Source organism: Klebsiella sp. WP8-S18-ESBL-06 (assembly GCF_014169755.1).
Taxonomy (GTDB): Bacteria; Pseudomonadota; Gammaproteobacteria; order Enterobacterales; family Enterobacteriaceae; genus Kluyvera; species Kluyvera ascorbata_B.
In genome coordinates this window covers 4,566,777-4,591,499 of record NZ_AP022256.1, presented here as the reverse complement: position 1 = coordinate 4,591,499, position 24,723 = coordinate 4,566,777, and the positions used below count along the sequence as shown (strand labels likewise).

21 protein-coding genes are annotated in these 24,723 nt (G+C 57.3%); 14 read left to right on the top strand and 7 right to left on the bottom strand.

All coding sequences use genetic code 11. The features are described from left to right. Positions 1–11 precede the first annotated feature (11 nt). The 4 genes from alr (at position 12) to H7R76_RS21960 (ending at position 3,936) form a co-directional block, all read left to right on the top strand. A complete protein-coding gene (gene alr / locus H7R76_RS21975) occupies positions 12–1,091 on the top strand; it encodes an alanine racemase (RefSeq protein WP_182929637.1) in 1,080 nt (359 codons plus the stop codon). 225 nt (positions 1,092–1,316) lie between these two features. Continuing rightward, entirely contained in the window at positions 1,317–2,510 is a 1,194-nt protein-coding gene (tyrB, locus tag H7R76_RS21970; RefSeq protein ID WP_106928566.1) for an aromatic amino acid transaminase, read from the top strand. Positions 2,511–2,709: 199 nt separating this feature from the next. Next, positions 2,710–3,423, top strand: coding sequence for an acid phosphatase AphA (gene aphA, locus H7R76_RS21965; RefSeq protein ID WP_182966489.1), 714 nt, complete (start codon positions 2,710–2,712; stop codon positions 3,421–3,423). A gap of 159 nt (positions 3,424–3,582) precedes the next feature. Next, positions 3,583–3,936, top strand: a complete 354-nt coding sequence (locus H7R76_RS21960; protein WP_106928562.1) for an MmcQ/YjbR family DNA-binding protein — start codon at positions 3,583–3,585, stop codon at positions 3,934–3,936. On the opposite strand, the gene uvrA is transcribed toward H7R76_RS21960, so the two are convergent. Beyond that, positions 3,937–6,762, bottom strand: coding sequence for an excinuclease ABC subunit UvrA (gene uvrA / locus H7R76_RS21955; RefSeq protein ID WP_182929636.1), 2,826 nt, complete (start codon positions 6,760–6,762; stop codon positions 3,937–3,939). It lies immediately after the preceding gene. Between the two features lie 258 nt (positions 6,763–7,020). On the opposite strand from uvrA, the gene ssb1 reads away from it, so the two are divergent. From ssb1 to H7R76_RS21935, 4 genes are all read left to right on the top strand, one after another. Further along, positions 7,021–7,557 carry a single-stranded DNA-binding protein SSB1 gene (ssb1, locus tag H7R76_RS21950; protein WP_064546676.1) on the top strand — a complete coding sequence of 179 codons (537 nt, stop codon included), beginning with the start codon at positions 7,021–7,023 and terminating at the stop codon, positions 7,555–7,557. A 236-nt stretch (positions 7,558–7,793) separates the two neighbouring features. Then, positions 7,794–9,404 (top strand): gamma-glutamyltransferase family protein, encoded by a 1,611-nt coding sequence (locus tag H7R76_RS21945; RefSeq protein ID WP_286187622.1) that lies wholly within the window; start codon positions 7,794–7,796, stop codon positions 9,402–9,404. Positions 9,405–9,436: 32 nt separating this feature from the next. Next, entirely contained in the window at positions 9,437–10,756 is a 1,320-nt protein-coding gene (gene oxlT / locus H7R76_RS21940; RefSeq protein ID WP_374956747.1) for an oxalate/formate MFS antiporter, read from the top strand. 14 nt (positions 10,757–10,770) lie between these two features. After that, positions 10,771–11,475 carry a GntR family transcriptional regulator gene (locus H7R76_RS21935; protein WP_106928541.1) on the top strand — a complete coding sequence of 235 codons (705 nt, stop codon included), beginning with the start codon at positions 10,771–10,773 and terminating at the stop codon, positions 11,473–11,475. Between the two features lie 6 nt (positions 11,476–11,481). Here the strand turns inward: H7R76_RS21935 and H7R76_RS21930 are convergent, their stop codons facing one another. The 3 genes from H7R76_RS21930 to soxS all read right to left on the bottom strand — a co-directional run bounded on the left by H7R76_RS21930 (position 11,482) and on the right by soxS (position 13,939). Then, entirely contained in the window at positions 11,482–12,975 is a 1,494-nt protein-coding gene (locus tag H7R76_RS21930) for an MltF family protein (RefSeq protein WP_227673992.1), read from the bottom strand. 131 nt (positions 12,976–13,106) lie between these two features. Further along, on the bottom strand, positions 13,107–13,388 hold the full coding sequence (locus H7R76_RS21925; protein ID WP_106928537.1) for a YjcB family protein: 282 nt from the start codon (positions 13,386–13,388) through the stop codon (positions 13,107–13,109). Positions 13,389–13,609: 221 nt separating this feature from the next. Next, entirely contained in the window at positions 13,610–13,939 is a 330-nt protein-coding gene (gene soxS / locus H7R76_RS21920; RefSeq protein ID WP_106928535.1) for a superoxide response transcriptional regulator SoxS, read from the bottom strand. Between the two features lie 87 nt (positions 13,940–14,026). Here soxS and soxR point away from each other — a divergent pair, with 87 nt between their 5' ends. The 3 genes from soxR to H7R76_RS21905 all read left to right on the top strand — a co-directional run bounded on the left by soxR (position 14,027) and on the right by H7R76_RS21905 (position 18,072). Further along, positions 14,027–14,485 carry a redox-sensitive transcriptional activator SoxR gene (gene soxR, locus H7R76_RS21915; protein ID WP_106928533.1) on the top strand — a complete coding sequence of 153 codons (459 nt, stop codon included), beginning with the start codon at positions 14,027–14,029 and terminating at the stop codon, positions 14,483–14,485. 395 nt (positions 14,486–14,880) lie between these two features. Then, complete coding sequence (locus H7R76_RS21910) at positions 14,881–16,230, top strand: NCS2 family permease (protein ID WP_106928531.1); 1,350 nt, start codon at positions 14,881–14,883, stop codon at positions 16,228–16,230. 195 nt (positions 16,231–16,425) lie between these two features. Continuing rightward, positions 16,426–18,072, top strand: coding sequence for a Na+/H+ antiporter (locus tag H7R76_RS21905; protein ID WP_106928529.1), 1,647 nt, complete (start codon positions 16,426–16,428; stop codon positions 18,070–18,072). A 72-nt stretch (positions 18,073–18,144) separates the two neighbouring features. Here H7R76_RS21905 and H7R76_RS21900 read toward each other — a convergent pair whose 3' ends face one another. After that, positions 18,145–19,029, bottom strand: a complete 885-nt coding sequence (locus H7R76_RS21900; protein WP_106928527.1) for a LysR family transcriptional regulator — start codon at positions 19,027–19,029, stop codon at positions 18,145–18,147. A 102-nt stretch (positions 19,030–19,131) separates the two neighbouring features. On the opposite strand from H7R76_RS21900, the gene H7R76_RS21895 reads away from it, so the two are divergent. Beyond that, positions 19,132–19,542: a CidA/LrgA family protein gene (locus tag H7R76_RS21895; RefSeq protein WP_106928525.1), complete on the top strand. Its 411-nt coding sequence runs from the start codon at positions 19,132–19,134 to the stop codon at positions 19,540–19,542. Beyond that, on the top strand, positions 19,535–20,224 hold the full coding sequence (locus tag H7R76_RS21890) for an LrgB family protein (protein ID WP_106928524.1): 690 nt from the start codon (positions 19,535–19,537) through the stop codon (positions 20,222–20,224). The genes H7R76_RS21895 and H7R76_RS21890 overlap by 8 nt, the downstream gene beginning before the upstream one ends. A gap of 83 nt (positions 20,225–20,307) precedes the next feature. On the opposite strand, the gene H7R76_RS21885 is transcribed toward H7R76_RS21890, so the two are convergent. Both H7R76_RS21885 and H7R76_RS21880 read right to left on the bottom strand, forming a co-directional pair. Then, a complete protein-coding gene (locus tag H7R76_RS21885; RefSeq protein WP_374956748.1) occupies positions 20,308–21,597 on the bottom strand; it encodes an ABC transporter substrate-binding protein in 1,290 nt (429 codons plus the stop codon). Positions 21,598–21,701: 104 nt separating this feature from the next. After that, positions 21,702–22,997: a Gfo/Idh/MocA family protein gene (locus H7R76_RS21880; RefSeq protein WP_106928520.1), complete on the bottom strand. Its 1,296-nt coding sequence runs from the start codon at positions 22,995–22,997 to the stop codon at positions 21,702–21,704. Positions 22,998–23,045: 48 nt separating this feature from the next. Here H7R76_RS21880 and H7R76_RS21875 point away from each other — a divergent pair, with 48 nt between their 5' ends. Then, positions 23,046–24,623: a hypothetical protein gene (locus H7R76_RS21875; protein ID WP_182966487.1), complete on the top strand. Its 1,578-nt coding sequence runs from the start codon at positions 23,046–23,048 to the stop codon at positions 24,621–24,623. Positions 24,624–24,723 lie beyond the last annotated feature (100 nt).

The following is a 24,723-nucleotide window of genomic DNA, read 5'->3' as shown; positions in this document are numbered from 1 at the left end:
AAGGAATAAAAATGCAAGCGGCTACTGTAGTCATTAACCGCCGCGCTCTGCGACACAACCTGCAACGTCTGCGCGAACTGGCGCCTGCCAGCAAGCTGGTTGCGGTGGTGAAAGCGAACGCTTACGGACACGGCCTCCTCGAGACCGCGCGAACGCTCCCCGACGCCGATGCTTTTGGCGTTGCCCGCCTGGAAGAGGCGCTGCGCCTGCGTGAGGGCGGCATCACCCAGCCGATTCTGCTGCTGGAAGGCTTCTTTAACGCGACCGACCTGCCGACGATTGCCGCACAGCATCTGCATACCGCCGTGCATAACATGGAACAGCTTGAGGCGCTGGAAAGCGCCGAACTGAGCGAACCGGTCGCCGTCTGGATGAAGCTCGACACCGGCATGCACCGTCTGGGCGTACGCCCGGAAGACGCCGAGGCCTTCTACCAGCGCCTGAGCGCCTGCAAAAACGTGCGCCAGCCGGTGAACGTCGTCAGCCACTTTGCTCGTGCCGACGAACCGGAATGCGGCGCGACCGAAAAGCAGCTCGCGATTTTCACCGCCTTTACCGACGGCAAGCCCGGCCTGCGTTCCATCGCGGCCTCCGGCGGCATTTTGCTGTGGCCGCAATCGCACTTTGACTGGGCGCGCCCGGGCATCATCCTCTACGGCGTATCGCCGCTGGAGCAAAAGCCCTGGGGGCCGGATTTCGGTATGCAGCCGGTCATGTCGCTGACCTCAAGCCTGATTGCGGTACGCGAGCATAAAGCGGGCGAACCTGTCGGCTACGGCGGTACCTGGATCAGCGAACGCGATACCCGTCTTGGCGTGGTGGCGATGGGCTACGGCGATGGTTACCCGCGCGCTGCGCCGTCCGGTACGCCGGTGCTGGTCAACGGCCGCGAAGTGCCGCTGGTTGGCCGCGTCGCCATGGATATGATTTGCGTCGATTTAGGTCCGCAAGCGCGGGACAAAGCCGGCGATCCGGTGACGCTGTGGGGCGAGGGCCTGCCGGTTGAACGCATTGCCGAAATCACGAAAGTGAGTGCTTACGAACTTATTACGCGCCTGACGTCTCGGGTGGCGATGAAGTATATCGATTAGTGCTGTAGGGTGCCGGATGGCGCTTGCGCTTATCCGGCCTACATCGCGCATGGCTCGTGGGCCGGGTGGTGGCTGAGTTTATTTGGCCTCCATGGCGCAGAGGTCGTAGGCCGGATAAGGCGTTTACGCCGCCATCCGGCAATCTTTTCATCAACCGCTCGACCTTCCTTCCTATCCGGTTTATTGTGTTATTTCCTGCCTTCTGTAAACCTGGAGAACCATCGCGTGTTTCAAAAAGTTGACGCCTATGCGGGCGACCCTATCCTTTCTTTAATGGAACGTTTTAAAGAGGATCCGCGCAGCGACAAAGTTAACCTCAGCATCGGCTTGTATTACAACGAAGATGGCATCATTCCGCAGCTACAGGCGGTAGCGGATGCCGAAGCGCACCTTAACGCGCAGCCGCACGGCGCTTCGCTGTACCTGCCGATGGAAGGGCTGAACAGCTATCGTCACACCGTGGCACCGCTGCTGTTTGGCGCGGAGCACCCGGTTCTTCAGCAACAGCGCGTGGCCACCATTCAAACCCTCGGCGGCTCCGGCGCGCTGAAGATTGGCGCAGACTTCCTCAAACGCTATTTCCCGGACTCCGGCGTCTGGGTCAGCGATCCGACGTGGGAAAACCACATCGCTATTTTTGAGGGGGCAGGCTTCACCGTTGGCACCTATCCGTGGTTCGACAACGAGACCAACGGCGTACGCTACGATGCGCTGCTGGAGGCGCTGAATGCGCTGCCGCCGCGCAGCATCGTGCTGCTGCATCCGTGCTGCCATAACCCAACCGGCGCGGATCTCACCCCTGCGCAATGGGACGGCGTGGTTGACGTGCTGAAGGCGCGCGACCTGATTCCGTTCCTTGATATTGCCTACCAGGGCTTTGGTGCGGGGATGGACGACGACGCGTATGCTATTCGCGCAATTGCCGATGCGGGCCTGCCGGCGCTGGTCAGCAACTCGTTCTCAAAAATCTTCTCCCTTTACGGCGAGCGCGTTGGCGGCCTCTCGGTTATCTGCGACGACAGCGAAACGGCGCTGCGCGTGCTGGGCCAGCTAAAAGCTACCGTCCGCCGCAACTACTCCAGCCCGCCAAACTTTGGTGCGCAGGTGGTTGCCGCGGTGCTCGGCGACGAGCAATTGAAGGCAAACTGGTTGGCGGAAGTCGAAAGCATGCGTACGCGCATTCTCGACATGCGCCAGGCGTTGGTGAACGTGCTGAAACAAGAGATGCCGAACGGTAATTTCGATTACCTGCTTAAGCAGCGTGGGATGTTCAGCTATACCGGGCTGAGCGCCGCTCAGGTCGATCGTCTGCGCGATGAGTTCGGTATTTACCTGATCGCCAGCGGGCGTATGTGCGTGGCGGGACTGAACAGCCGCAACGTCCAGCGCGTGGCAAAAGCCTTTGCTGCTGTGATGTAAGCAAGTGCTCACTCTGGTTCGGAACGTTATGCTGAGCCAGAGTGATTCTTAAGAAGCAAAATGTGATCACCCTATTTATTTCAGGATTAATCTTAGAAATTCCTTTCTTTCACCCCCCTCAGACGGTAAGGTCCCAGAGGCTTTATTTGAAGTAGCACTCACTTTATTACAATAACGACTCGACGAATTAAGGGAAAACATGCGCAAGATCACGCAAGCTCTCAGTGCCGTCTGCTTGTTATTTGCACTGAATTCAACGGTGACGGCTCACGCTTCGTCACCTTCTCCGCTTTACCCCGGTACCGATGTGGCGAAACTGGCTGAACAGGCGCCAATCCACTGGGTATCCGTGGCGCAGATTGAAAACAGTCTGCTGAGCCATCCGCCGATGGCCGTCGGCTTTGATATCGACGATACCGTGCTGTTCTCCAGCCCCGGCTTCTGGCGCGGGCAGAAAACGTATTCTCCGGACAGCCAGGACTACTTAAAGAATGCCGAGTTCTGGGAAAAAATGAATAACGGCTGGGATGCGTTCAGCATTCCAAAAGAGGTCGCCCGTTCGCTGATTGCCATGCACATCAAGCGCGGCGACAGTATCTATTTCATTACCGGGCGCAGCCAGACCAAAACCGAGACGGTGTCGAAGACCCTGCAGGATGATTTCCTGATCCCCGGGGCGAGCATGAACCCGGTTATTTTTGCCGGTGACCATCCCGGTCAGAACACGAAGACCCAGTGGCTGAAAGAGAAAAATATCAGGGTGTTCTACGGTGATTCCGATAACGATATCACCGCCGCGCGTGAAGTGGGAGCCCGCGGTATCCGCGTCCTGCGCGCCTCTAACTCAACCTATCGCCCACTGCCGCAGGCGGGTGCGTTTAACGAAGAAGTGATCGTTAACTCCGAGTACTAGCGCTTATCCGGCCCACAATGTGTTCCGAACACCCCATCAATAAATGATGCTTTTTTAGTCAAAATCAGGCGCGGAAAGGTTTATCCTTTCGGCGTCTTGTTGCACACTTAGATGATGTTTTTTTGCTCAGAACAGTTGGCGAGACTAAGGGGTATAACAATGACCAGTTCGGAACTGCTGCAGTATTGCATGGCGAAACGTGGCGCAGAACAAAGCGTACACAGCGATTGGAAGGCGACACAGATTAAAGTGGCCGACGTACTTTTTGCGATGGTAAAGGATGTAGAAGACCGCCCGGCGGTGTCGTTGAAAACCAGCCCTGAGCTGGCAGAACTGCTGCGCGAACAGCATAAAGACGTGCGCCCAAGTCGCCATCTGAATAAAGCGCACTGGAGCACCGTGTACCTCGACGGTACGCTGCCGAACTCGCAGATTTACTATCTGGTGGACGCCTCCTACCAGCTGGCGGTGGATCTGCTGCCGGAAGCGCTCCGACAGCAGATGTACTCCTAGCTATTTCAACAGCGGTTTCAGGAAACGAGCGGTATGCGACGCTTCACAGTTCGCCACCGTCTCCGGCGTGCCTGACACGAGAATTTCCCCGCCGCCGCTGCCGCCTTCCGGGCCAAGGTCGACAATCCAGTCCGCCGTTTTGATGACGTCCAGGTTGTGCTCAATCACCACGATGGTGTTGCCCTGGTCGCGCAGCTGATGCAGCACTTCCAGCAGCTGCTGGATATCGGCAAAGTGCAGGCCGGTGGTCGGTTCGTCCAGAATATAGAGCGTTTGGCCGGTGCCGCGTTTTGACAGCTCGCGCGCCAGCTTCACGCGCTGGGCTTCACCACCGGAAAGCGTCGTCGCCGACTGGCCAAGACGAATGTAGGTCAGGCCGACGTCCATCAGCGTTTGCAGCTTACGCGCCAGCGCCGGTACGGCATCAAAGAACTCACGCGCCTCTTCGATGGTCATATCCAGCACTTCGTGGATGGTCTTGCCTTTGTACTTAATCTCCAGCGTTTCACGGTTATAGCGTTTACCTTTGCACTGGTCGCACGGCACGTAGATATCCGGCAGGAAGTGCATTTCAACTTTGATAACGCCATCGCCCTGACAGGCTTCGCAGCGCCCGCCGCGAACGTTAAAGCTGAAACGGCCCGGCGTATAGCCGCGTGAACGCGATTCCGGCACGCCCGCAAACAGCTCACGCACTGGCGTAAAGACGCCGGTGTAGGTAGCCGGGTTTGAACGAGGAGTACGACCGATCGGGCTTTGGTCGATATCGATAACCTTATCGAAGTGCTCCAGCCCCTGCACGTCGCGATATGGCGCGGGCTCAGCGATGGTGGCACCGTTCAGCTGGGTTTGCGCGATCGGGAACAGAGTATCGTTAATCAGCGTTGATTTCCCTGAACCGGACACGCCGGTAATGCAGGTAAACAGGCCTACCGGCAGCGTCAGCGTCACGTCCTTCAGGTTGTTACCCGATGCGCCGGTCAGCTTCAGCACTTTTTCCGGATCGGCCGGTACACGTTGTTTTGGCACTTCAATTTTGCGTTTTCCGCTCATGAACTGGCCGGTTAACGACTCCGGTACCGCCATAATGTCGTCCAGCGTGCCTTCCGCTACCACCTGGCCGCCGTGTACGCCAGCGCCAGGACCAATATCGATCACGTGGTCGGCGGCGCGAATCGCGTCTTCGTCGTGTTCGACGACGATAACCGTGTTGCCGAGGTTACGCAGGTGAATCAAGGTGCCGAGCAGGCGTTCGTTATCGCGCTGGTGCAGGCCGATAGACGGCTCATCCAGCACGTACATCACGCCAACCAGCCCGGCGCCGATCTGGCTTGCCAGGCGGATACGCTGCGCTTCGCCGCCGGAGAGGGTTTCCGCCGAGCGGGAGAGCGTCAGGTAGTTCAGGCCGACGTTAACGAGGAACTTCAGACGATCGCCAATCTCTTTCAGAACTTTTTCAGCGATTTTTGCCCGCTGGCCGGAAAGCTTCAGGTTATTGAAGAAGTCCATCGCGTGACCGATGCTCATGTCTGAGATAGTCGGTAGCGGGGTATTTTCAACGTACACGTGGCGCGCTTCGCGGCGCAGACGGGTACCGTTGCAGCTGGCGCATGGACGGTTGCTGATGAATTTCGCCAGCTCCTCGCGCACCGCGCTGGACTCCGTCTCTTTATAGCGACGCTCCATGTTGTGCAGCACGCCTTCGAACGGATGACGGCGCACGGAGGTATCACCGCGATCGTTGATGTACTTGAATTCAATCGACTCTTTGCCAGACCCGTACAGAATGGCTTTCTGCGCGGCCGCGTCCAGGCTTTCCCACGGCGCTTCTACGTCGAACTGATAGTGGTCCGCCAGCGACTTAAGCATCTGGAAGTAATAGAAGTTACGGCGATCCCAGCCGCGGATTGCGCCGCCGGCCAGCGATAGCTCGGGATTCTGAATCACGCGGTCCGGATCGAAATACTGCTGTACGCCCAGCCCGTCACAGGTCGGGCAGGCGCCCGCCGGGTTGTTGAACGAGAACAGGCGCGGCTCAAGCTCGCGCATGCTGTAGCCGCAAATCGGGCAGGCGAAGTTGGCGGAGAACAGCAGCTCTTCCGCTTTCGGATTGTCCATATCGGCGACCACGGCCGTGCCGCCGGAAAGCTCCAGCGCGGTCTCAAATGACTCTGCCAGGCGCTGGGCCAGATCGTCACGGACCTTAAAGCGGTCGATGACCACTTCAATGGTGTGTTTCTTTTGCAGCTCAAGCTTCGGTGGATCGGACAGGTCGCAGACCTCGCCGTCAATACGCGCGCGGATGTAGCCCTGGCTTGCCAGGTTTTCCAGCGTTTTGGTGTGCTCGCCCTTACGCTCTTTGATGATCGGCGCCAGCAGCATCAGGCGTTTGCCTTCCGGCTGCGACAGCACGTTATCGACCATCTGGCTAACGGTTTGCGCCGCCAGCGGCACGTCGTGATCCGGACAACGCGGCTCGCCGACGCGTGCGTACAGCAAACGAAGGTAGTCGTGAATTTCGGTGATAGTACCTACCGTTGAACGCGGGTTGTGCGAGGTCGATTTCTGCTCGATAGAAATCGCCGGCGACAGGCCTTCAATATGATCGACGTCCGGCTTTTCCATCAACGACAGGAACTGACGCGCGTAGGCAGAAAGCGATTCTACGTAGCGACGCTGTCCCTCGGCGTAGAGGGTGTCGAATGCCAGTGAGGATTTGCCAGAACCCGAAAGCCCGGTCACGACAATCAGTTTGTCGCGAGGGATGACGAGGTTGATGTTTTTGAGATTATGGGTGCGGGCGCCCCGAACTTCGATCTTATCCATTCACCTTTCCCGGTAGAAGATACACGGATTGCCTGGTTTGTTTGAAGGACAAACGGCAGAAACGGCTAATTATGACACAATTTAACCTGAATGAATATACAGTATTGGGTGCCTGCTTCCAGCGTGCAATGCAAAAATGTCGTCACCCAGTTTGTTTGTCTGAATAGACCTCACATGCTATCAAAGCGCCACTTTGTAATGCTACAATCCCCCGTTTACACTTATTAAGTAACTAGACTCGTATCAGGAGAGACAATCATGGCCAGCAGAGGCGTCAACAAGGTGATTCTCGTCGGTAATCTGGGCCAGGACCCGGAAGTACGCTATATGCCGAATGGTGGCGCAGTCGCCAACATTACGCTGGCTACTTCCGAATCCTGGCGTGATAAAGCGACCGGGGAAATGAAAGAGCAGACCGAATGGCACCGTGTAGTGCTGTTTGGCAAGCTGGCGGAAGTGGCAGGTGAATACCTGCGTAAGGGCTCTCAGGTTTATATCGAAGGCCAGCTGCGTACCCGTAAATGGACCGATCAGTCCGGCGTTGAAAAATACACCACCGAAGTCGTGGTCAACGTGGGTGGCACCATGCAGATGCTCGGCGGCCGTCAGGGCGGCGGTGCACCGGCAGGCGGCAACATGGGCGGCGGCCAGCAGCAGGGCGGTTGGGGTCAACCTCAGCAGCCGCAGGGCGGCAACCAGTTCAGCGGCGGCGCGCAGTCTCGCCCGCAGCAGCAGTCTGCTCCGGCACCGTCTAACGAACCGCCGATGGATTTCGATGACGATATCCCGTTCTGATAAGCCGCCGCTCAACGGCCCTTATTAAGACGTTCAAAACCCTGCTCCGGCAGGGTTTTTGCTTTTTTATTGCGCACCATCTGCCCACATCAGCACCGCTTCGGTGCGTCAATTGCTCTGTATTGCGCTCATTATTTTCGGCTTAATTAGATTAACTAAATGAAAATTAATATAAATTTATATCTGGCACGTTTTGTGCCTACATCAGTGTATACACACATGTAGGCAAGGTGCAGATGATGACTCAGATCCAATCAGCAAAATGTATGCAGGGCATGGCCGTTGCGCCGCACTCGCTGGCTGCGGAAAGCGCGGTGGCCGTTTTACGCGATGGCGGTAATGCGGTTGAAGCAATGGTGGCTGCGGCGGCGACTATTGCTGTGGTTTACCCGCATATGAACGGCATCGGCGGTGATGGATTCTGGTTAATCTCCCGGCCCGGCGAAGAACCTGTGGCGATTCAGGCCTGTGGCTTCGCGGCGGAAAAAGCGAATATCGATTTTTATCGCCAGGCGGGTTATGCACAGGTGCCGGTGCGCGGACCGTTGGCGGCCAATACCGTTGCGGGCACGATTGGCGGTTGGGAACGTGCGCTGGAGTGGGCGAGAGAATATGAGGCAAATGCGCCGCTGCCGTTAACGCGCTTGTTAAAGGACGCCATACACTATGCGCGTCATGGCGTGCCGGTTACCGCAGGGCTGCATCAACAGATTGCCGTACGGCTGCCACAGCTGGGCCAGTATCCAGGATTTTGCGGTCTGTTTGCGCCTGAAGGGCAGGCGCTCGGCCCAGATGAATTGCTGCTTCAGCCTGCACTCGCCAACACGCTGGAACGGCTGGCAACCCATGGGCTGGGTGATTTTTACCACGGTGAGACCGCCCGCCTGATCGCCAGCGAACTGGAGGCAGCCGGAAGCCTGCTGCGCTTTAGCGACCTTGACGCTTATCGTGCCGCACGGGTGAAGCCGCTGGCGCTGGAAACGGAGAGAGGGACGGTTTATAACCTTCCACCGCCGTCGCAGGGCCTGGTTTCGCTGCTGATTACGGGCATGATTGAGCAGCAGCGTAACAAGGGGGCTATTGCCGACGAAGCCGATTTTGTCCACCACTGTGTCGAAGCCACCAAGCTGGCTTTCAGCCTGCGCGATAGCCATATCACTGATCCGGCCCACATGACACTGGATCCACAATCGCTGCTGACGGCAGACAGCATCGCTCAGCTCAGCGCGCAGATTGTTCCCGACCGGGCGGAGGCCTGGGGTAAAGGTCGCGGGCCGGCGGATACCATCTGGATGGGCGTTATTGATGCTTCCGGCACGGCGGTCAGCTTTATTCAGAGTATCTATCACGAATTTGGCAGCGCGGTGGTTCTTGCCGATAGCGGCATCATCTGGCAGAACCGCGGAAGTAGTTTTTCGCTGGATCCCAATGCCACTAACCCCCTACAGCCGGGTCGTCTGCCGTTCCATACCCTTAACCCAGGGTTGGCGAGGCTGAGCAATGGCGACGCGCTGGTCTACGGCAGCATGGGCGGCGACGGCCAGCCGCAGACGCTGGCAGCCATCTTTGACCGCATCCTCCATCAGAACATGACGCCTCAGGCGGCGGTCGCCGCGCCGCGCTGGTTATTAGGGCGCACCTGGGGTGAGAGCAACGACACGCTTAAGATTGAAAGCCGCCTTAGAGCGGAGACTACCGAGACCCTCAAACAGTACGGCCATGACGTCGAGATATACCCCCCTTATGACGACCTCATGGGGCATGCCGGGGCAATCCTCCGGCACCGCAACGGCATGCTGGAAGGCGGAAGCGACCCGCGCAGCGACGGTGGCGTCGCCCGCTGGTAACCCAGCATTTTTCCAAATGAAACATTCCTGGAATGACGCGGCGCGCAAAGCGTGCCCGCTTTCTGGCGACATTTTTTCGTCTATTGGAGCGTAAAATGACCGTTCTCAGAGAACCTTTGGTGGCACCAAAATTGGGCAAATGGGCGCAGCTGGTGCTGGGTCTTATCTGTATGGCCTCTATCTCCAGTCCGCAGTATGTGTGGACGCTGCTGACCAAACCGCTGACGGAAAAGCTGGGCGTAGGCCTGCCGGAGCTGCAGGTGACCTTTTCGCTGTTAATTATTCTACAGACCTTTTTTTCCCCCTTTCAGGGGCGGCTGGTTGAACGATTTGGCCCCCGGCTGTTGATTTCCATTGGCACGGTGATGGCGGGAATGAGCTGGGTGCTCTCCGCTCATATTAACGGCCTGATGGCGCTGTACCTGGTGTACGGCTGCATCGGTGGATTGGGCACCGGGATTGTGTATATCGGCGTGGTGGGGCTGATGGTGAAGTGGTTTCCGCAAAACCGTGGTTTTGCTGCGGGGGCGGTGGCTGCGGGTTACGGCATGGGGGCGATATTAACCACCTTCCCGATCTCGATTTCTCTGGGTCACTACGGTCTGGAGCAGACCATGACCGTGTTCGGCATCGTCTTCGCCGCCGTGGGGTTGCTGGCCAGTCAGGGGCTGAGCCTGCCGCCCAATTCGACCGCGCAGCCCGCCAGCCGGAAAATCGTGCAGGGAACGCGTCAGTTTTCCTCTCGTGAAATGCTGCGCCAGCCGCTGTTCTGGCTGATGTTCGCCATGATGGCGATGATGTCCACCTCCGGGCTCATGGTCACCTCGCAGATGGCCATCTTTGCCGAGGATTTCGGCATCAGCAAAGCCGTGGTATTCGGTATGGCCGCGCTGCCGCTGGCGTTGACCATCGACCGCTTTACTAACGGGCTGACACGGCCGCTGTTCGGCTTTATTTCTGACCGCTACGGTCGTGAAAAAACCATGTTCATCGCCTTTGCCCTTGAAGGGGTTGCGATGACGCTATGGCTCGCCTGTCGCGAGGACCCGCTGCTGTTTGTGCTGCTTTCCGGGGTGGTGTTCTTCGGATGGGGCGAAATTTTCTCTCTGTTCCCCTCGACGCTGACCGACACATTCGGCAGTGAGAATGCCGCCTCGAACTACGGCTGGTTGTATATTTCGCAGGGGATAGGCTCCATCTTTGGCGGGCCGCTGGCTGCGCTGTTGTACCAGCACACTCAAGGGTGGCATGTGGTCTTCGGCTGTGCAATTACCCTTGATTTCGTCACCGCAGGGCTGGCACTGTGGGTGCTGAAACCCTGGCGTGCACGCTTTATTCGCCAGCACAGTTAATCGCGGAGCACTTTATGACGTTCACGACATCGGAACCCACGCCGCTTCTTGCGCATTCAGATCGCGTATTTCTGCAGCTGCGACAGGAGATTTATCAGTTCGTCCTGCTGCCCGGCGATCGTTTTACGGAGGTGGACATTGCCCGCCGCCTGGGGTGTTCCCGCACGCCGGTTCGCGAAGCGCTGCTGCGGCTGCAAAACGAGGGGCTGGTCAGGCGCTGTTTACGTAACGGGTGGGAAGTCTTCCCCATCGATTTCGATGTCTATGAAGATCTGTACGAGACGCGCGCGCTGATTGAAGTGAATTCGGTGCGCAGTCTATGCAGTTCTACGTCAGTAAAAGTGAATCGGCAGGTACTCGCCGGGCTGAACGCTATCTGGCGGGTTGCGCCGCAGGAGATGCTGGCGTGCGATGATATTGCCTCGCTGGACGAGCAGTTCCATCTGGCGCTAACCGAGGCTGCGGGCAACCGGGAGTTAACGGCTATTCTGACCAATATCACCAACCGCATTCGCATTATGCGGCGGCTCGATTTTGAATATGAATCCCGTATTACCCAGACCTACAGAGAGCATGCTGAGCTGCTGGAAGCCATTGAACAGCGCGATGAAGCGCGCGCGATAGCGCTGATCTCGGCGCATATTCAGGATGCTTACCAGGGCGCCAGCACCATAACCCTGCGACGCTTGCAGGGGGTGCGGGTCAAGCAGATTCTGTAACCGGGGCTAGCCGTTGTTTTTATCGGTCGCGGGCAAAATCGGCGGTTTCCCCATCGCCGCCCGCTTCCGGTTCATCTCATCCAGAATCAGCCGGTAGGCGATGAAGTACTTGTAGATATTGCTCACGTAGGTCACCGTCTCGGCGCCAATTTTCTCGGCAGCCAGATTTTCCACGTTGCCAAACCAGACGTTGGGGTCAAAACCGCGTTTTGCTGTCTCCTGGCGCAAACGCGCAATGCGTGCGGGCCCGGCGTTGTACGCGGCAAAAGAAAACAACGCCTTATCCAGCTGCGTCATCGGCTCGTCGCCGTAGTAGTGGTCAATCATCCAGCGCATATACTTCACCCCGGCATGAATGTTCGGGTCCAGCTGTTTAATGTCGCCCACCTTCAACGCTTTACCGGTGCCAGGCATCACCTGCATCACGCCAATCGCGCCGACATGACTGCGCACCGACTGATTAAGTCGTGACTCCTGGTAACCCTGCGCGGCCATTAGCAGCCAATCAACGTCATAGCGGTCGCCGTACTTGCGGAAAATCTCCACCATCGTCAAAAACTTGCGCCGTTCTTTTTCCGCGGCGGCGTTTTTAACGTATTTCGCGTTCTTCAGATAGCGCAGCAGCAGGGTATTTCCCAGCGTACTGCCCTGGCGGTTATCTTTGATAAAGCCGTTGAGCGCCGCCAACAGCTGCGGCTCATCCTGGCGCACAGCCCAGGCAATACTGCCGTTTTCGCGCAGGACGATATCTTCATGAACCTGAATTTTAGGGAAAACCTGTTTCCAGAACAGCGCCTTGTGACGATCGACGATGATAAGCGGGATCAGCCCGGCACTCAGCATTTCCAGCAGATCTTCATCTTCCAGCGCTTCGGGCGCGGGCTGGATAATGACCGGCGGCCGGGAGGCTGAAGCAAAGCGCGCGTTAAGCGCGACCAGGCTCTCATAGTAGCTCGACGATCGGCGGACAAAGACCGTCTTGCCGGAGAGATCGTCAATATTCTTTACCGTGGGGGAGGCGGGGCCGGAGATTAACAGTTCCTGGATATTGTTGTAGATAGGGTCGGTGAAGGCGACCGCCTGCTGGCGCGAGGGGGTTATCGTCAGGTTCGCGGCGGCAATATCGCCCTTGCCGGCGTTAAGCGCGGAAAGAAGATTATCGCGAGTGACCGGCACAAAAATGATACGCACCTTGAGATGGCGCTGTTGCAGCTTTTTCTCTTTGGCGAGCCGGGCGTTCAGCGCTTTTTCAAATTCGGCGAAAATATCGTGTGTGGCGCCGCGCTGCTGACCTTTATCAATAAAAAAGAAGGTCTTACTGTAGGTGGTGAGGACCCGAATAACGCGCCTGTCGAGCATGCCCGGCAGGTCGCCGCGCCAGGGTTGCATAACGCTGTCGATGTTAATTTCCAGCGCATCGGTTTTTTCCTCCGCCTGTGCGACGGCGCAGATAAGCAGCAGCGCGCTGAAGCTGGCCGTAATCAGGCGATAAAAAGGCATGGCGTTCATGAGGCGACGCTCCGCTGGGGGATCTTTCTATTTTAGCTGAGCGGCGTCAAAAGCCCTTTCCGGGATAGGGCTTTTTCATAGGTTCGGGCAATAAAAAGCCCCGACGCATCGGGGCTTCATTATCAGTAGAGGGCGACCGGCCATTCCGGCGGCGCCTGGCTCATCACTTCCACCATCACATCTTTAATATTGTTGAAGATAGTGGCGATATCCACGAGGGTGATGCCCAGTAATCCGGTCGCAAACCAGCAGGCGGCGGCTACCCCTAACAGACCGCTGATGACGGCGAGCCCGGCATAGTCAGATTTACGAAATTGAATTTTCAGCGTACTGGCGAGAAACATCAGTACCGCGCTGGTCAACGGCCAGCGTAACAACGCAACGCCTGCGGTAATCGAAACCATGAGACCTTATCCTCAGAGATAAACAACAAGCTGCCCTGACAGCACTTATTGATTGAGGCGCGAGGCGCTCAGGCTATCTAAAGGCATTCACAAATCGAATGAAACAGTGTTTTTGTTTCATCTCAATGTGTGAACTATATCACGTTTGTTGTTTTATTCACCAGAGGTAAACGCAGGATTTTTGTCAACGCCGCGGCCCCGTGAGCCGCGGCAGAGCAATACTATGCGGAGATATGGTGGCGATAATCCGTCGGCGTGCGGTCGAACTCACGGCGGAATACCCGAGAGAACGTCTGCTGTGAGACATAGCCCAGATCCATGGCAATATCGAAGATGGGGCGCTGGGTGGTGCGCAGCGCTTCTGCCGCCAGCAGCAGGCGTCGCTGGCGAATATACTCCCCTAGCGTCTGGTGCATCACGGTGCGGAACATCCGTTGCAGATACCACTTCGAATAGCCGGATTTTCTGGCCACGATGTCGATATTAAGCGGTTGATCGATATGTTCATCTATCCATTCAATGAGCGTATGAATAATATCCCGATGTGACATAAGGCTCTCCCCGTTGTCTATTTTCGCGTCGATTTTTTGTCTGTCGGCGAGTATAATTCCTCAAGTTAACTTGAGGTAAAGCGTATTATGGAAAAAAAATCGACCCGCATAAAATCTCTGCTAACGCCCGGTGAGGTAGCGAAACGAACTGGGGTTGCGGTCTCTGCACTGCATTTTTATGAGAGTAAAGGGCTGATTCATAGCACGCGCAACAGCGGCAACCAGCGCCGTTATAAGCGCGATGTGCTGCGCTATGTGGCGATCATTAAAATCGCGCAACGCCTCGGTATTCCGCTGGCGACCATCGGCGATTCCTTTAGCGTGCTGCCGGAAAACCACACGTTAGGGCCGCGCGACTGGAAGCACCTCACCACCCAATGGCGGGAAGAGCTGGATAAGCGTATTCATGCCATGGAGGCCCTGCGCGACCAGCTCGATGGCTGCATTGGCTGCGGCTGTATGTCGTTGCGCGATTGTCCACTGCGTAACCCGGGCGATAAACTCGGTCAGGAAGGTACCGGCGCACGTTTGCTGGAAGACGAATAACGCTTATCGATTAGCGACATCTTTGCCACAGAATTGTTGCCGGATTGCGCATAAACGATAACGTTTGCGCATGGGTTGGCCAATTCTTCATCGGCAATCGTTAATTTTCATAAACCAGGGCAAACTTCTGTTGAAAAAGAGGGCATAAAAGCCAGATAATCGTTTGCCTTGAATTTCCGGCCGCATCTTGTGCCGAAAATGACCAGGCTCACCTCATATCGCACCCGCGAAGATGAGGTATTCCGATTCTCGTTTTGTCTGCGCGGAGTTAATCGTTTGCTTTTTTTGTGGCTCCCCTTTGCCGCAATGTAGCACATGGAGATGACGCTTAGCTGGCAGTGGATGTTCCACCACGCAGACGCACGAATGATAAAAACTCTCAGGGGATGTTTTCTATGTCTACGCCTTCAGCGCGTACCGGCGGTTCATTAGACGCCTGGTTTAAAATTTCTGCTCGTGGTAGCTCCGTTCGTCAGGAGATTGTCGCCGGTCTGACGACCTTCCTGGCGATGGTTTACTCGGTGATCGTCGTGCCGGGTATGCTGGGCAAAGCGGGCTTTCCGCCCGCGGCCGTCTTTGTGGCGACCTGCCTGGTAGCCGGTGTCGGCTCTATCGTGATGGGGCTGTGGGCGAACCTGCCTTTAGCCATTGGCTGCGCCATTTCACTGACCGCCTTCACCGCCTTCAGCCTGGTGCTGGGCCAGCACATCAGCGTGCCGGTAGCCCTGGGCGCCGTGTTCCTGATGGGCGTGCTGTTTACCATTATCTCAGCTTCCGGTATTCGTAGCTGGATTTTGCGCAATCTGCCGCAGGGCATTGCGCACGGCACGGGCATCGGTATCGGCCTGTTCCTGCTGCTGATCGCCGCTAACGGCGTGGGCATGGTGGTGAAAAACCCACTGGACGGCCTGCCGGTGGCGCTGGGCCAGTTCAACAGCTTCCCGGTGGTGATGACGCTGGTGGGGCTGGCGATGATCATCGGGCTGGAAAAACTCAAGGTCCCGGGCGGCATTCTGCTGACCATTATTGGGGTGTCTATCGTCGGCCTGATTTTCGATCCGAACGTGCACTTCTCTGGCGTCTTCGCTATGCCGTCGCTGAGCGATGACAACGGCAACTCGCTGATCGGCAGCCTGGATATCATGGGCGCGCTGAACCCGGTCGTTCTGCCAAGCGTGCTGGCGCTGGTGATGACGGCGGTATTCGACGCTACCGGCACCATCCGCGCGGTAGCCGGGCAGGCAAACCTGCTGGATAAAGACGGTCAGATCATCAACGGCGGTAAAGCGCTGACTACCGACTCCCTGAGCAGCGTGTTCTCGGCGGTCGTGGGTGCCGCACCGGCGGCGGTGTATATCGAATCTGCTGCGGGTACCGCGGCAGGCGGTAAAACGGGCCTGACGGCCATTACCGTCGGCGTTCTGTTCCTGCTGATTCTGTTCCTGTCCCCGCTGTCCTACCTGGTTCCGGGCTATGCTACGGCACCGGCGTTGATGTACGTTGGCCTGCTGATGCTGAGCAACGTGGCGCGCATCGACTTCAACGACTTCGTTGACGCCATGTCCGGTCTGATCACCGCGGTGATGATTGTGCTGACCTGTAACATCGTTACCGGCATTATGATCGGCTTCGCGACGCTGGTCGTAGGCCGCGTGGTATCCGGCGAATGGCGTAAACTGAATATCGGTACCGTGCTTATCGCCGTCGCGCTGGTGGTTTTCTACGCAGGCGGCTGGGCTATCTAAGTCTATTCTGGTCTCTCAAGAACCCGCCGGCTGGCGGGTTTTTTTTTTGTTCACCCCCGTCGAACTACGGGTCTGGACTTTTTTTCTCTTTTCGGCCACTTCTCGTTTCCTTTTGCGTTACTCTGATACGCGTATGATTAGAAGCACGACGCTTCATGCTTTGAATAATAAGACAACGCTGTAAACAGGGAACGCATGGAAATATTCTTTACCATACTTATCATGACCCTCGTGGTTTCGCTCTCCGGGGTGGTTACGCGCGTACTGCCCTTCCAGGTCCCACTTCCTTTAATGCAAATCCTCATCGGTGCGCTACTGGCCTGGCCGACCTTTGGTTTGCACGTTGAATTCGATCCTGAGCTTTTTCTGGTGCTGTTTATCCCGCCGTTGCTGTTTGCCGACGGCTGGAAGACACCGACCCGCGAGTTTATCGAACACGGCAGGGAGATCCTCGGCCTGGCGCTGGCGTTAGTGCTGGTGACGGTGGTCGGGATTGGCTTCCTGATCTACTGGATTGTCCCTGGCATTCCGCTGATTCCGGCGTTTGCGCTGGCGGCGGTGCTGTCGCCAACCGATGCGGTGGCGCTTTCCGGCATCGTGGGCGAAGGGCGTATTCCGAAAAAAATTATGGGCATACTACAGGGCGAGGCGTTGATGAACGACGCTTCTGGCCTGGTGTCGCTGAAGTTTGCCGTGGCGGTCGCGATGGGCACCATGGTCTTTACCGTTGGCGGGGCCACGGTAGAGTTCCTCAAGGTGGCGATCGGCGGTATCCTGGCGGGCTTCGTGGTGAGCTGGCTGTACGGCCGCTCAATGCGCTTTCTCAGCCGCTGGGGCGGCGATGAGCCTGCCACGCAGATTGTCCTGCTGTTCCTGCTGCCGTTTGCTTCTTACCTGATTGCTGAACATATCGGCGTCTCCGGCATTCTGGCGGCGGTCGCCGCCGGGATGACCATCACCCGCTCCGGCGTAATGCGTACCGCACCCCTGGCCATGCGCCTGCGCGCCAACAGTACGTGGTCGATGCTCGAGTTTGTGTTCAACGGCATGGTATTCCTGCTGTTGGGTCTGCAGCTGCCGGACATCCTGCACAGCTCGCTGGTGGCTGCGGAAGCCGACCCGAACGTGGAAACGTGGATGCTGTTTACCGACATTATCCTGATCTACGCGGCGCTGATGTTGGTGCGTTTTGGCTGGCTATGGACGATGCGTAAGCTCAGCCAGCGCTTCCTGAAAAAGAAACCGTTGGAGTTCGGCTCCTGGACCACGCGCGAACTGCTGATCTCTTCGGTTGCCGGGGTGCGCGGGGCGATTACGCTTGCCGGTGTTCTCTCTATTCCGCTGCTGCTGCCGAGCGGCGACGTGTTCCCGGCGCGCTATGAGCTGATTTTCCTCGCTGCCGGGGTCATTCTGTTTTCGCTGTTTGTCGGCGTCGTGGCGCTGCCGATTCTGCTGCGTCATATCGAATCCACCGATCATGTCCAGCAGCGTAATGAAGAGCGTCTGGCGCGCGCGGCAACGGCCGATGTGGCGATTGTCGCTATTCAGAAAATGGAAGAGCGTCTGGCGGCGGATGCCAACGAGAACATTGATAACCAGCTGCTTACTGAAGTCAGTTCAAGGGTCATTGGTAATCTGCGCCGTCGGGCCGACGGGCGTAATGATGTGGAGACGTCGATGCTGGAAGAACAGCTGGAACGCCGTTTCCGCCTCGCGGCGCTGCGCTCGGAGCGCGGGGAGCTGTACCACCTGCGTGCGACAAGGCAGATCAGCAATGAGACGCTACAGAAGCTGCTGCACGATCTCGACCTGCTGGAAGCGCTGTTGATAGAAGACGCGTAATACGGATAAAGCGTGCGCCGTTGTGTTCCCTCTCCCTTAAAAAGGGAGAGGGAACACACCGCGCCTGAACTTCTACTCCGGCACCTTAAACCCCTCACAGCACTTCAGCCACGCCTGGGCGCTGTGAGACAAATAGACACCTTCCCGCCAAATCATTCCCAACTGCCAACGCAAATCGCTCTCCAGCGGCAGCCAGCGCAGGGTTTTCTCATCAAGCCTGCGGCAAATCGGCTCCGGCAGAATCGCCACGCCGACGCCCGCCTGCACCATCGCGGCGAGAAAATCCCACTGACCGCTGCGCACCGCAATACGCGGCTTCACGTTGTGACGGGCAAACAGCTGCATCAGCTGGCGGCTCAGGGCGAAATCTTCGTTGTAGATCAGCAAAGGATGGGCGGCGAGCTGCTGCGGCGACACCGAGGTTTGCTCCAGCCAGTCGCCGGAGCGCGGTACCAGCACGCAAAGTGGGTGGCTGAACAAGAGCCGTGTGGTCAGCGCGCTCTCTTCTTCTACCGGCAGCGCCGTCATGGCCAGGTCCAGTTCGCCGTTCATCACCGCCTGTTGCACGGTTAAGCCGCCGAATTCGGCGATTTTTAGCTCAACGCCGGGGTAGCGCTGACGAAACAGACCAATCGGCCCGGCCATCAGCATGCCGACCATTGGCGGAATGCCGAGACGCAGCACGCCTTTGTTAAGATGATTAATGTCGCTGAGCTCGGCTTCCAACTGGCGAAACTCATCGAGAATCGCCAGCCCGCGCTCGAACACCACTTGTCCGGTATCGGTCATCAGCAGTTTGCGCCCATCGCGAATCAGCAGAGTACAGTTCAGCTCATCTTCCAGATTTTTGAGCATCTTGCTGATCGTCGGTTGCGTGACAAAGAGCTTCTCTGCGGCGCGGGTAAAGCTCTGCTGGCGAACGACTTCGACAAAGTAGCGCAGCGTTCTAATGTCCATGATTATGCCTCTAAACTATGCTACCGATGAGTTTAATTCATTTCTGTCATCATCGTTGCCTCACTATACTGTGCGCCTGTGATTTTTTCTGGACATCCCTCCATGGCTGAGGCCTTAGGGCGCGTTGTGCCCTCCGTGTTAAACCGTCTGCAGGTGCCGGTACAGGTTGTGCTGTACGCAGGACTGTTTGTTTTTGCTGAATATCTGGTGCGCTGGTGGCATCTGCCGCTGCCCGCCAACCTGGTGGGTATGATGCTGCTGCTGGCGCTGATTGTCTGCCACGTGGTGCCGCTGAAGTGGGTGCGTGCCGGGTCGCGCTGGCTGCTGGCGGAGATGCTGCTGTTTTTCGTGCCGGCGGTTGTGGCGGTAGTGAATTACGCTCAGCTGCTGATGGTCGACGGCTGGCGTATTTTTCTTGTCATCGCGCTGAGCACGATGATGGTGCTAGGGGCGACCGCGTGGGTGGTCGATAAGGTTTATCGCTACGAACTGAAGCGGATGCGCCATGAGTAACTTTCAGCTGAGCGTGTTATGCCTGGTGATTACCCTGGTACTTTACTTTGCCAATAAGCGCCTGTATCGCCGCTTTCGTAAGCTGCCGCTGATGCCGCTGGTGCTCACGCCGGTACTGCTGGTGCTGATGTTGGTGTTTGGTCATATCTCCTACCAGAACTACATGGGCGAGGCGCACTGGCTGCTGTGGCTGCTGGGGCCGGCGACCATCGCGTTTGCGGTGCCGGTGTACGATAATCTGGCGATTATCAAACGCCACTGGATGTCGCTTTCCGCCGGGGTGGTGACGGCAACGGTGGTGGCGGTGACCAGTTCCGTGTGGCTGGCGCGGCTGTTTACGCTGTCGGATGAAATTCAGCGCAGCCTGGCGGTGCGTTCAATCACCACGCCGTTTGCGCTGGCGGCGGCGAAATCGCTCGGTGGCCAGCCGGAGCTGGTGGCGCTGTTTGTCGTTGTGACCGGCGTATTTGGTATGGCGATTGGCGACGTCCTTTTTCTGCGGCTCGCGATTCGCGAAGGAATGGCCAAAGGGGCCGGATTTGGCGCGGCATCGCACGGCGCCGGTACGGCGCGATCCTATGAGCTTGGCCCGCAGGAAGGGGTTGTGGCAAGCCTGGTGATGATGCTTTCCGGCGTGGTGATGGTGTTGGTTGCTCCGCTGGTTGGCTGGATTATGTTCTAGGCCTCGGTGGTGAATTTTGCCGGGTGGCGCGTACGCTTACCCGGCCTACATTCGACGTGGTAGGCCGGGTAAGCGCGGCACCATCAGGCTCCGCGGTTCAAACGCCGAACGATACGCTCCACCTGCTGGCGGAAATCGGCGGCCACCTGAGCAGGCGTTTGATTGCCCTGATCGAGCTTCTCGCGTGCGGACATGAACTGATCGACAACCTGTAAATCTTCAATATACGGCGTGGCGACAACCGTCGTCGGCAGCGCCTGAGCCTGGCGTAGTCCCGCCACCACCGGATCGTTCGGGTCAATAACCCCTTGTTGTGTTAGCAACGTTTCTGCTGCTTTGCTGAGCGGAATACCGCGCTCCAGCCCCAGCGCTGCAATAGACTGCGGGTCATTAAGCAGGAAATTGACCAGCATGGCGGCCTCTTTTGGATGGCGGGTCGATTTGGCCACTGAGAACATTTGCGCCGTTTTAAAGTAGACGCCGGATTCGGTTGTGCCAGGCTGCATAACGTAATCCCCCAGCACCAGATGGGCAGGGGGCGTCAGGTTATTGATGTACATGCGGATGGAGATATTCCAGGTGAACGTGCCGCCCCATTCTCCGGCAATCCATGGCTTCATTTCATACAGATTGCCTTTGCCGTATGACGAAAGCTTCTTGGGCGAAGGCACCACCCGATCGTCGCTCAGGCGCTTCACAAAGCTAAACGCTTCGGCCCACTGCGCGTCATCCCAGGTAAACTTGCCGTCGTTATCGAACATCGGCTTTTGGTATTTCTGCATCATGTAGGCGTTCAACAGCAAAATAACGTCCTGGTCGACCATGGCATACGGGTAGTAGTTGTCGCCCAGCTTTTGCTGGAACACTTTTCCGGCGGCAAACAGCTCATCCCAGGTTTTCGGATAGGCCAGCCCGGCCTTTTTCCAGGAGACGTCGTTGTAGTAAAAGACCGGCGCGTTGACCGAGATAGGCAGGCCGTTAAGTTTGCCTTTCACGGTCGTGGACTGCAGATCTTTCGCCTGATACTGGCTTAAATCGAGTTGGTCTTTCAGTTTGTTAAGATCGTAATAGCCTTCGCCATTTTTGGAGAAAATAATCAGCCACGGCCAGTTGGTCTGCATCACGTCCGGCTCGGTGCCGCTTGCGATTTGTGTGGTCAGGCGTGAGAGATGGCCGTCCCAGCCGGTGTATTCGGCCTTTACTTTGATATCGGGGTATTTTTTCTCGAAGGCCTCGAGCGCCTTGAGGGTGGCCTGGTGGCGGCTGTTGCCCCCCCACCACGACATACGCAGTTCAACGGGCTGCTGGGCCCAGGTAGCGGTACAGGAAAATAACAGCGATGCGATAACACCTGAAACGAGTTTATTCATTATTGTCTCCGGGACAGAGCCAGAAATCATGTTATTAAACAGGTGAGTAACTGCAAAATACTGACCGGTCGCTCCGGCGCGGTACGGGCCGCGCCGGAATGAAACGCTTAGCGTTTCGCCAGACGGGAAACCAGCTCAAACTCCTTAAAGTTCACCGGGCGCTGCTGCTGCATGGAGATGTTGCCCGCAATACCGGTGAGGATGGACATGGCCCCCGCGCGATGGTCGGCTGCGCGCTGTAATGGGTCATTGCCCGGCTCGCCGAACAGGTCGGCCAGCATGGCGTTATCGCCGCCGCCGTGGCCGCCTTCGCCCAGGCTGAACTCGGCTTTCCACGGTTCGGCAAACATCGGGAACACGGTGATATCACACTGTTCCAGGCTGCCTTCGTTCTCGCGTTTACCACCGGCGTTAACGTAGGATTTCTCGACGATTTTCATCTCCAGACGGCCTTCGGTACCGTTGAAGACCACGTTCAACCCTTCCCACGGCAGGTAGGCGTTCAGTGAATAGGTGAGCTGCACCTGGTTCTGATACTTCACCAGCACCGACATGGTGTCTTCGATGGTGATGCCGTCGCTGAACACGCTCTGATCGCGGAAGTAGTTATCTTCATGCTCGGCGTCGAGGTACAGCGCCTTCAGCTGAGCGTTGTCCGCCATGTTGAGCGCAAACGGATCATCTTTGGCCTCCGCGTAGCCGTGGGTGCGTGGATAGAACTGGGTTACGCCGCGTTTTTCGGCGTTCTCTTTGCCGTAAAATTGCAGGCTGCCTTCGGCGTAAACGCGCTCAGGGTAGCTCGCTAGCCAGAAGTTCATCAGGTCGAAATGATGGGTGGATTTATGCACCAGCAGGCCGCCGCTGTTGCGTTTTTCTCGGTGCCAACGGCGGAAGTAGTCTGCGCCGTGTTCGGTGTTGAGCAGCCACTCGAAGTGCACCGAGGTCACGTTGCCAATCACGCCCTGCATCAGCAGTTCGCGCACTTTGCTATGGTGTGGCGCGTAGCGGTAGTTGAACGCTACGCGGACGGAATGCCCGGTCTCTTCAATCGCGTCGAGAATACGCAGCGCGCGCTTTTCATCGATGGTCATCGGCTTTTCGGTGATCACGTCGCAGCCCGCATGCAGCGCGCGGACGATGTAATCATCGTGGGTGCGGTCCATGGTGGTGACGATGATGATATCCGGACGCGTTTCGCGGATCATCTCTTCAAACTGTGCCGCTTTCCAGGTCGAAACCGGCTCGGCGCCTTCTTTTTGCAACAGTTGGTTGGCGTAGTTCATGCGCGTCTGATTGGTATCGCAAAAGGCGACCATTTTCGCATTCTCACGCCACTGTCCGCCAATGGCGGAAATATACAGACCCGCACGACCCCCGGTACCGACCAGCGCATATTTTTTCATGACATCCTCGATTATGATAAGCACATATTTATTTGCAGGGTGAGGGCGATGAAACGTATTCCACATCAGCTGATGGAGCTGAATAGCACTTTTATCTGGAACTGGCCCTGGTTTATTCAGGGTGTTAAAAGTGCGAAACAGCATGGTTTCACCGGTATCATCCTGCACCAACAGGAACTGCTTTCTATTCTGGCTACGCCCTCGCCGTTGAGTCAGAAGCTGAACGTCGAGAACCTTATTCATCAACAAAATTACGCGTTGCAGTATTTAAAACGCGTCGATCGTTATCTGGCGGAAAATAATCTCTCCTTCTGGCTTCAGGGTGAGGCCGCGCCGACGGACGACATCATCAAGCGTAAATTCCCGGAATTAACGTTCGACGAAAAAAGCTCACCGGATTTCTGGCCACATTTTTATGCGGCAATATTTTCCCCGCTTCTTCCGGCGCTACCGCATCTCAGCGGCGTGGTGCTTGGCCTGACGACGCCAGCCTTCCAGACCGCGGGCTGGCAGCAGGGGCTTTACAGCGTCTGGAGCCAGCTGCGCAGCCACGGTAAAAAGCTGGTGCTGCGCGACTTTATTGATGACAGCTGGCCGCGCCAGCAGCTGGCGACGGTGCTCTCCGCGCTGCCGGATGACGTTCGTGCCGCCGTCAAAGCCACCGAAATTGACTACCATCCTGGTTTTGCTAACCATCCGCACATCGTCGGGCTGCCCGGCCACAAAAAGTGGATCGAATACGATCTGGTCGGCACTGGCTACGGCTGGACGGCGCTACCGTGCTACCTGGCCGATGAAATCAGCGGTCGTCTGAGCTGGGCCATCAGCGCCACCGGCAACGAAGTGGAGGCGATTACCTCCCGCGTGAGCTGGCAGTGGATGCCCGACAGCCGGGTCATGGACTCGGCAAACAGCATCAATTTGATTGGCCTGATGGCCGCGAACCAGATCACGGACGGCGCGACGGCGTCGGTGTTCGACCGCTGGGTCGAGCAGCGACAGCTGCGCTTTCGCACGCCGCAGGACCGGCAGCGGCTGGCGGCGTTGTTTCCTTCCAGCTACGACTGGCTGTGTAAAACGCCCAACCTGCTGGGCCGCCGCCTGCATTATCAGAGCCAGGTACCGGACGGTATTTCCCAGGCGCAGCAGGTGCTACATATGGACACCCGCAGCGCCAACTGGCTTCAGGCCTGGCAGCCGCTGATTCCGGCTGACGATCTGCCATTAGGCCAGGAGCAGCGCCAGATGATTAGCCTTGAAAAGGAAGCCGCCTGCTTCCTTGCTGCCAACGCGGTGCAGACGCTGCGTGAGCTACTGCCACGCATAACCTGCCCTGACGATTCGCTGGAGATTTTGCACGCCGCCTGGCGCAATGCGGAAATCTACAGCCAGATGTTCTCCCGGGTAGCCGGGGCCACCGTTGACCTGCTTTGGCGCGACCGCTACGGCGATAACGCGCTGCCTGCCGATACGCTGCGCCAGCATCAAAACCAGCTTTTGCACTATGTCGACACGCTGGAACGCTGGCTAACGTCGCCGCCCGCTGGCAGCCCGCTGTTTTTGCCGCTGCTGTTAAGCCCTCAACGCCTGGCCCGCTTTGCGCGCAGCCTGACCGAGTCCGAATGAGCTAAGCATAAAAAGTGAGACCTGAAATGTCGCGCGTCGGCGGCATGCTCAGGCCGCGTTATGGCGCATCGACGATGAAAATGAGGTACTGGTCACAGAG

Bases quoted from the DNA above. Each gene is read 5' to 3' on its own strand.
- alr (WP_182929637.1), top strand. From the start codon at position 12: ATGCAAGCGGCTACTGTAGTCATTAACCGCCGCGCTCTGCGACACAAC.
- aphA (WP_182966489.1), top strand. From the start codon at position 2,710: ATGCGCAAGATCACGCAAGCTCTCAGTGCCGTCTGCTTGTTATTTGCA.
- H7R76_RS21960 (WP_106928562.1), top strand. From the start codon at position 3,583: ATGACCAGTTCGGAACTGCTGCAGTATTGCATGGCGAAACGTGGCGCA.
- uvrA (WP_182929636.1), bottom strand. From the start codon at position 6,762: ATGGATAAGATCGAAGTTCGGGGCGCCCGCACCCATAATCTCAAAAAC.
- ssb1 (WP_064546676.1), top strand. From the start codon at position 7,021: ATGGCCAGCAGAGGCGTCAACAAGGTGATTCTCGTCGGTAATCTGGGC.
- H7R76_RS21945 (WP_286187622.1), top strand. From the start codon at position 7,794: ATGATGACTCAGATCCAATCAGCAAAATGTATGCAGGGCATGGCCGTT.
- oxlT (WP_374956747.1), top strand. From the start codon at position 9,437: ATGACGCGGCGCGCAAAGCGTGCCCGCTTTCTGGCGACATTTTTTCGT.
- H7R76_RS21935 (WP_106928541.1), top strand. From the start codon at position 10,771: ATGACGTTCACGACATCGGAACCCACGCCGCTTCTTGCGCATTCAGAT.
- H7R76_RS21930 (WP_227673992.1), bottom strand. From the start codon at position 12,975: ATGCCTTTTTATCGCCTGATTACGGCCAGCTTCAGCGCGCTGCTGCTT.
- H7R76_RS21925 (WP_106928537.1), bottom strand. From the start codon at position 13,388: ATGGTTTCGATTACCGCAGGCGTTGCGTTGTTACGCTGGCCGTTGACC.
- soxS (WP_106928535.1), bottom strand. From the start codon at position 13,939: ATGTCACATCGGGATATTATTCATACGCTCATTGAATGGATAGATGAA.
- soxR (WP_106928533.1), top strand. From the start codon at position 14,027: ATGGAAAAAAAATCGACCCGCATAAAATCTCTGCTAACGCCCGGTGAG.
- H7R76_RS21910 (WP_106928531.1), top strand. From the start codon at position 14,881: ATGTCTACGCCTTCAGCGCGTACCGGCGGTTCATTAGACGCCTGGTTT.
- H7R76_RS21905 (WP_106928529.1), top strand. From the start codon at position 16,426: ATGGAAATATTCTTTACCATACTTATCATGACCCTCGTGGTTTCGCTC.
- H7R76_RS21900 (WP_106928527.1), bottom strand. From the start codon at position 19,029: ATGGACATTAGAACGCTGCGCTACTTTGTCGAAGTCGTTCGCCAGCAG.
- H7R76_RS21895 (WP_106928525.1), top strand. From the start codon at position 19,132: ATGGCTGAGGCCTTAGGGCGCGTTGTGCCCTCCGTGTTAAACCGTCTG.
- H7R76_RS21890 (WP_106928524.1), top strand. From the start codon at position 19,535: ATGAGTAACTTTCAGCTGAGCGTGTTATGCCTGGTGATTACCCTGGTA.
- H7R76_RS21880 (WP_106928520.1), bottom strand. From the start codon at position 22,997: ATGAAAAAATATGCGCTGGTCGGTACCGGGGGTCGTGCGGGTCTGTAT.
- H7R76_RS21875 (WP_182966487.1), top strand. From the start codon at position 23,046: ATGAAACGTATTCCACATCAGCTGATGGAGCTGAATAGCACTTTTATC.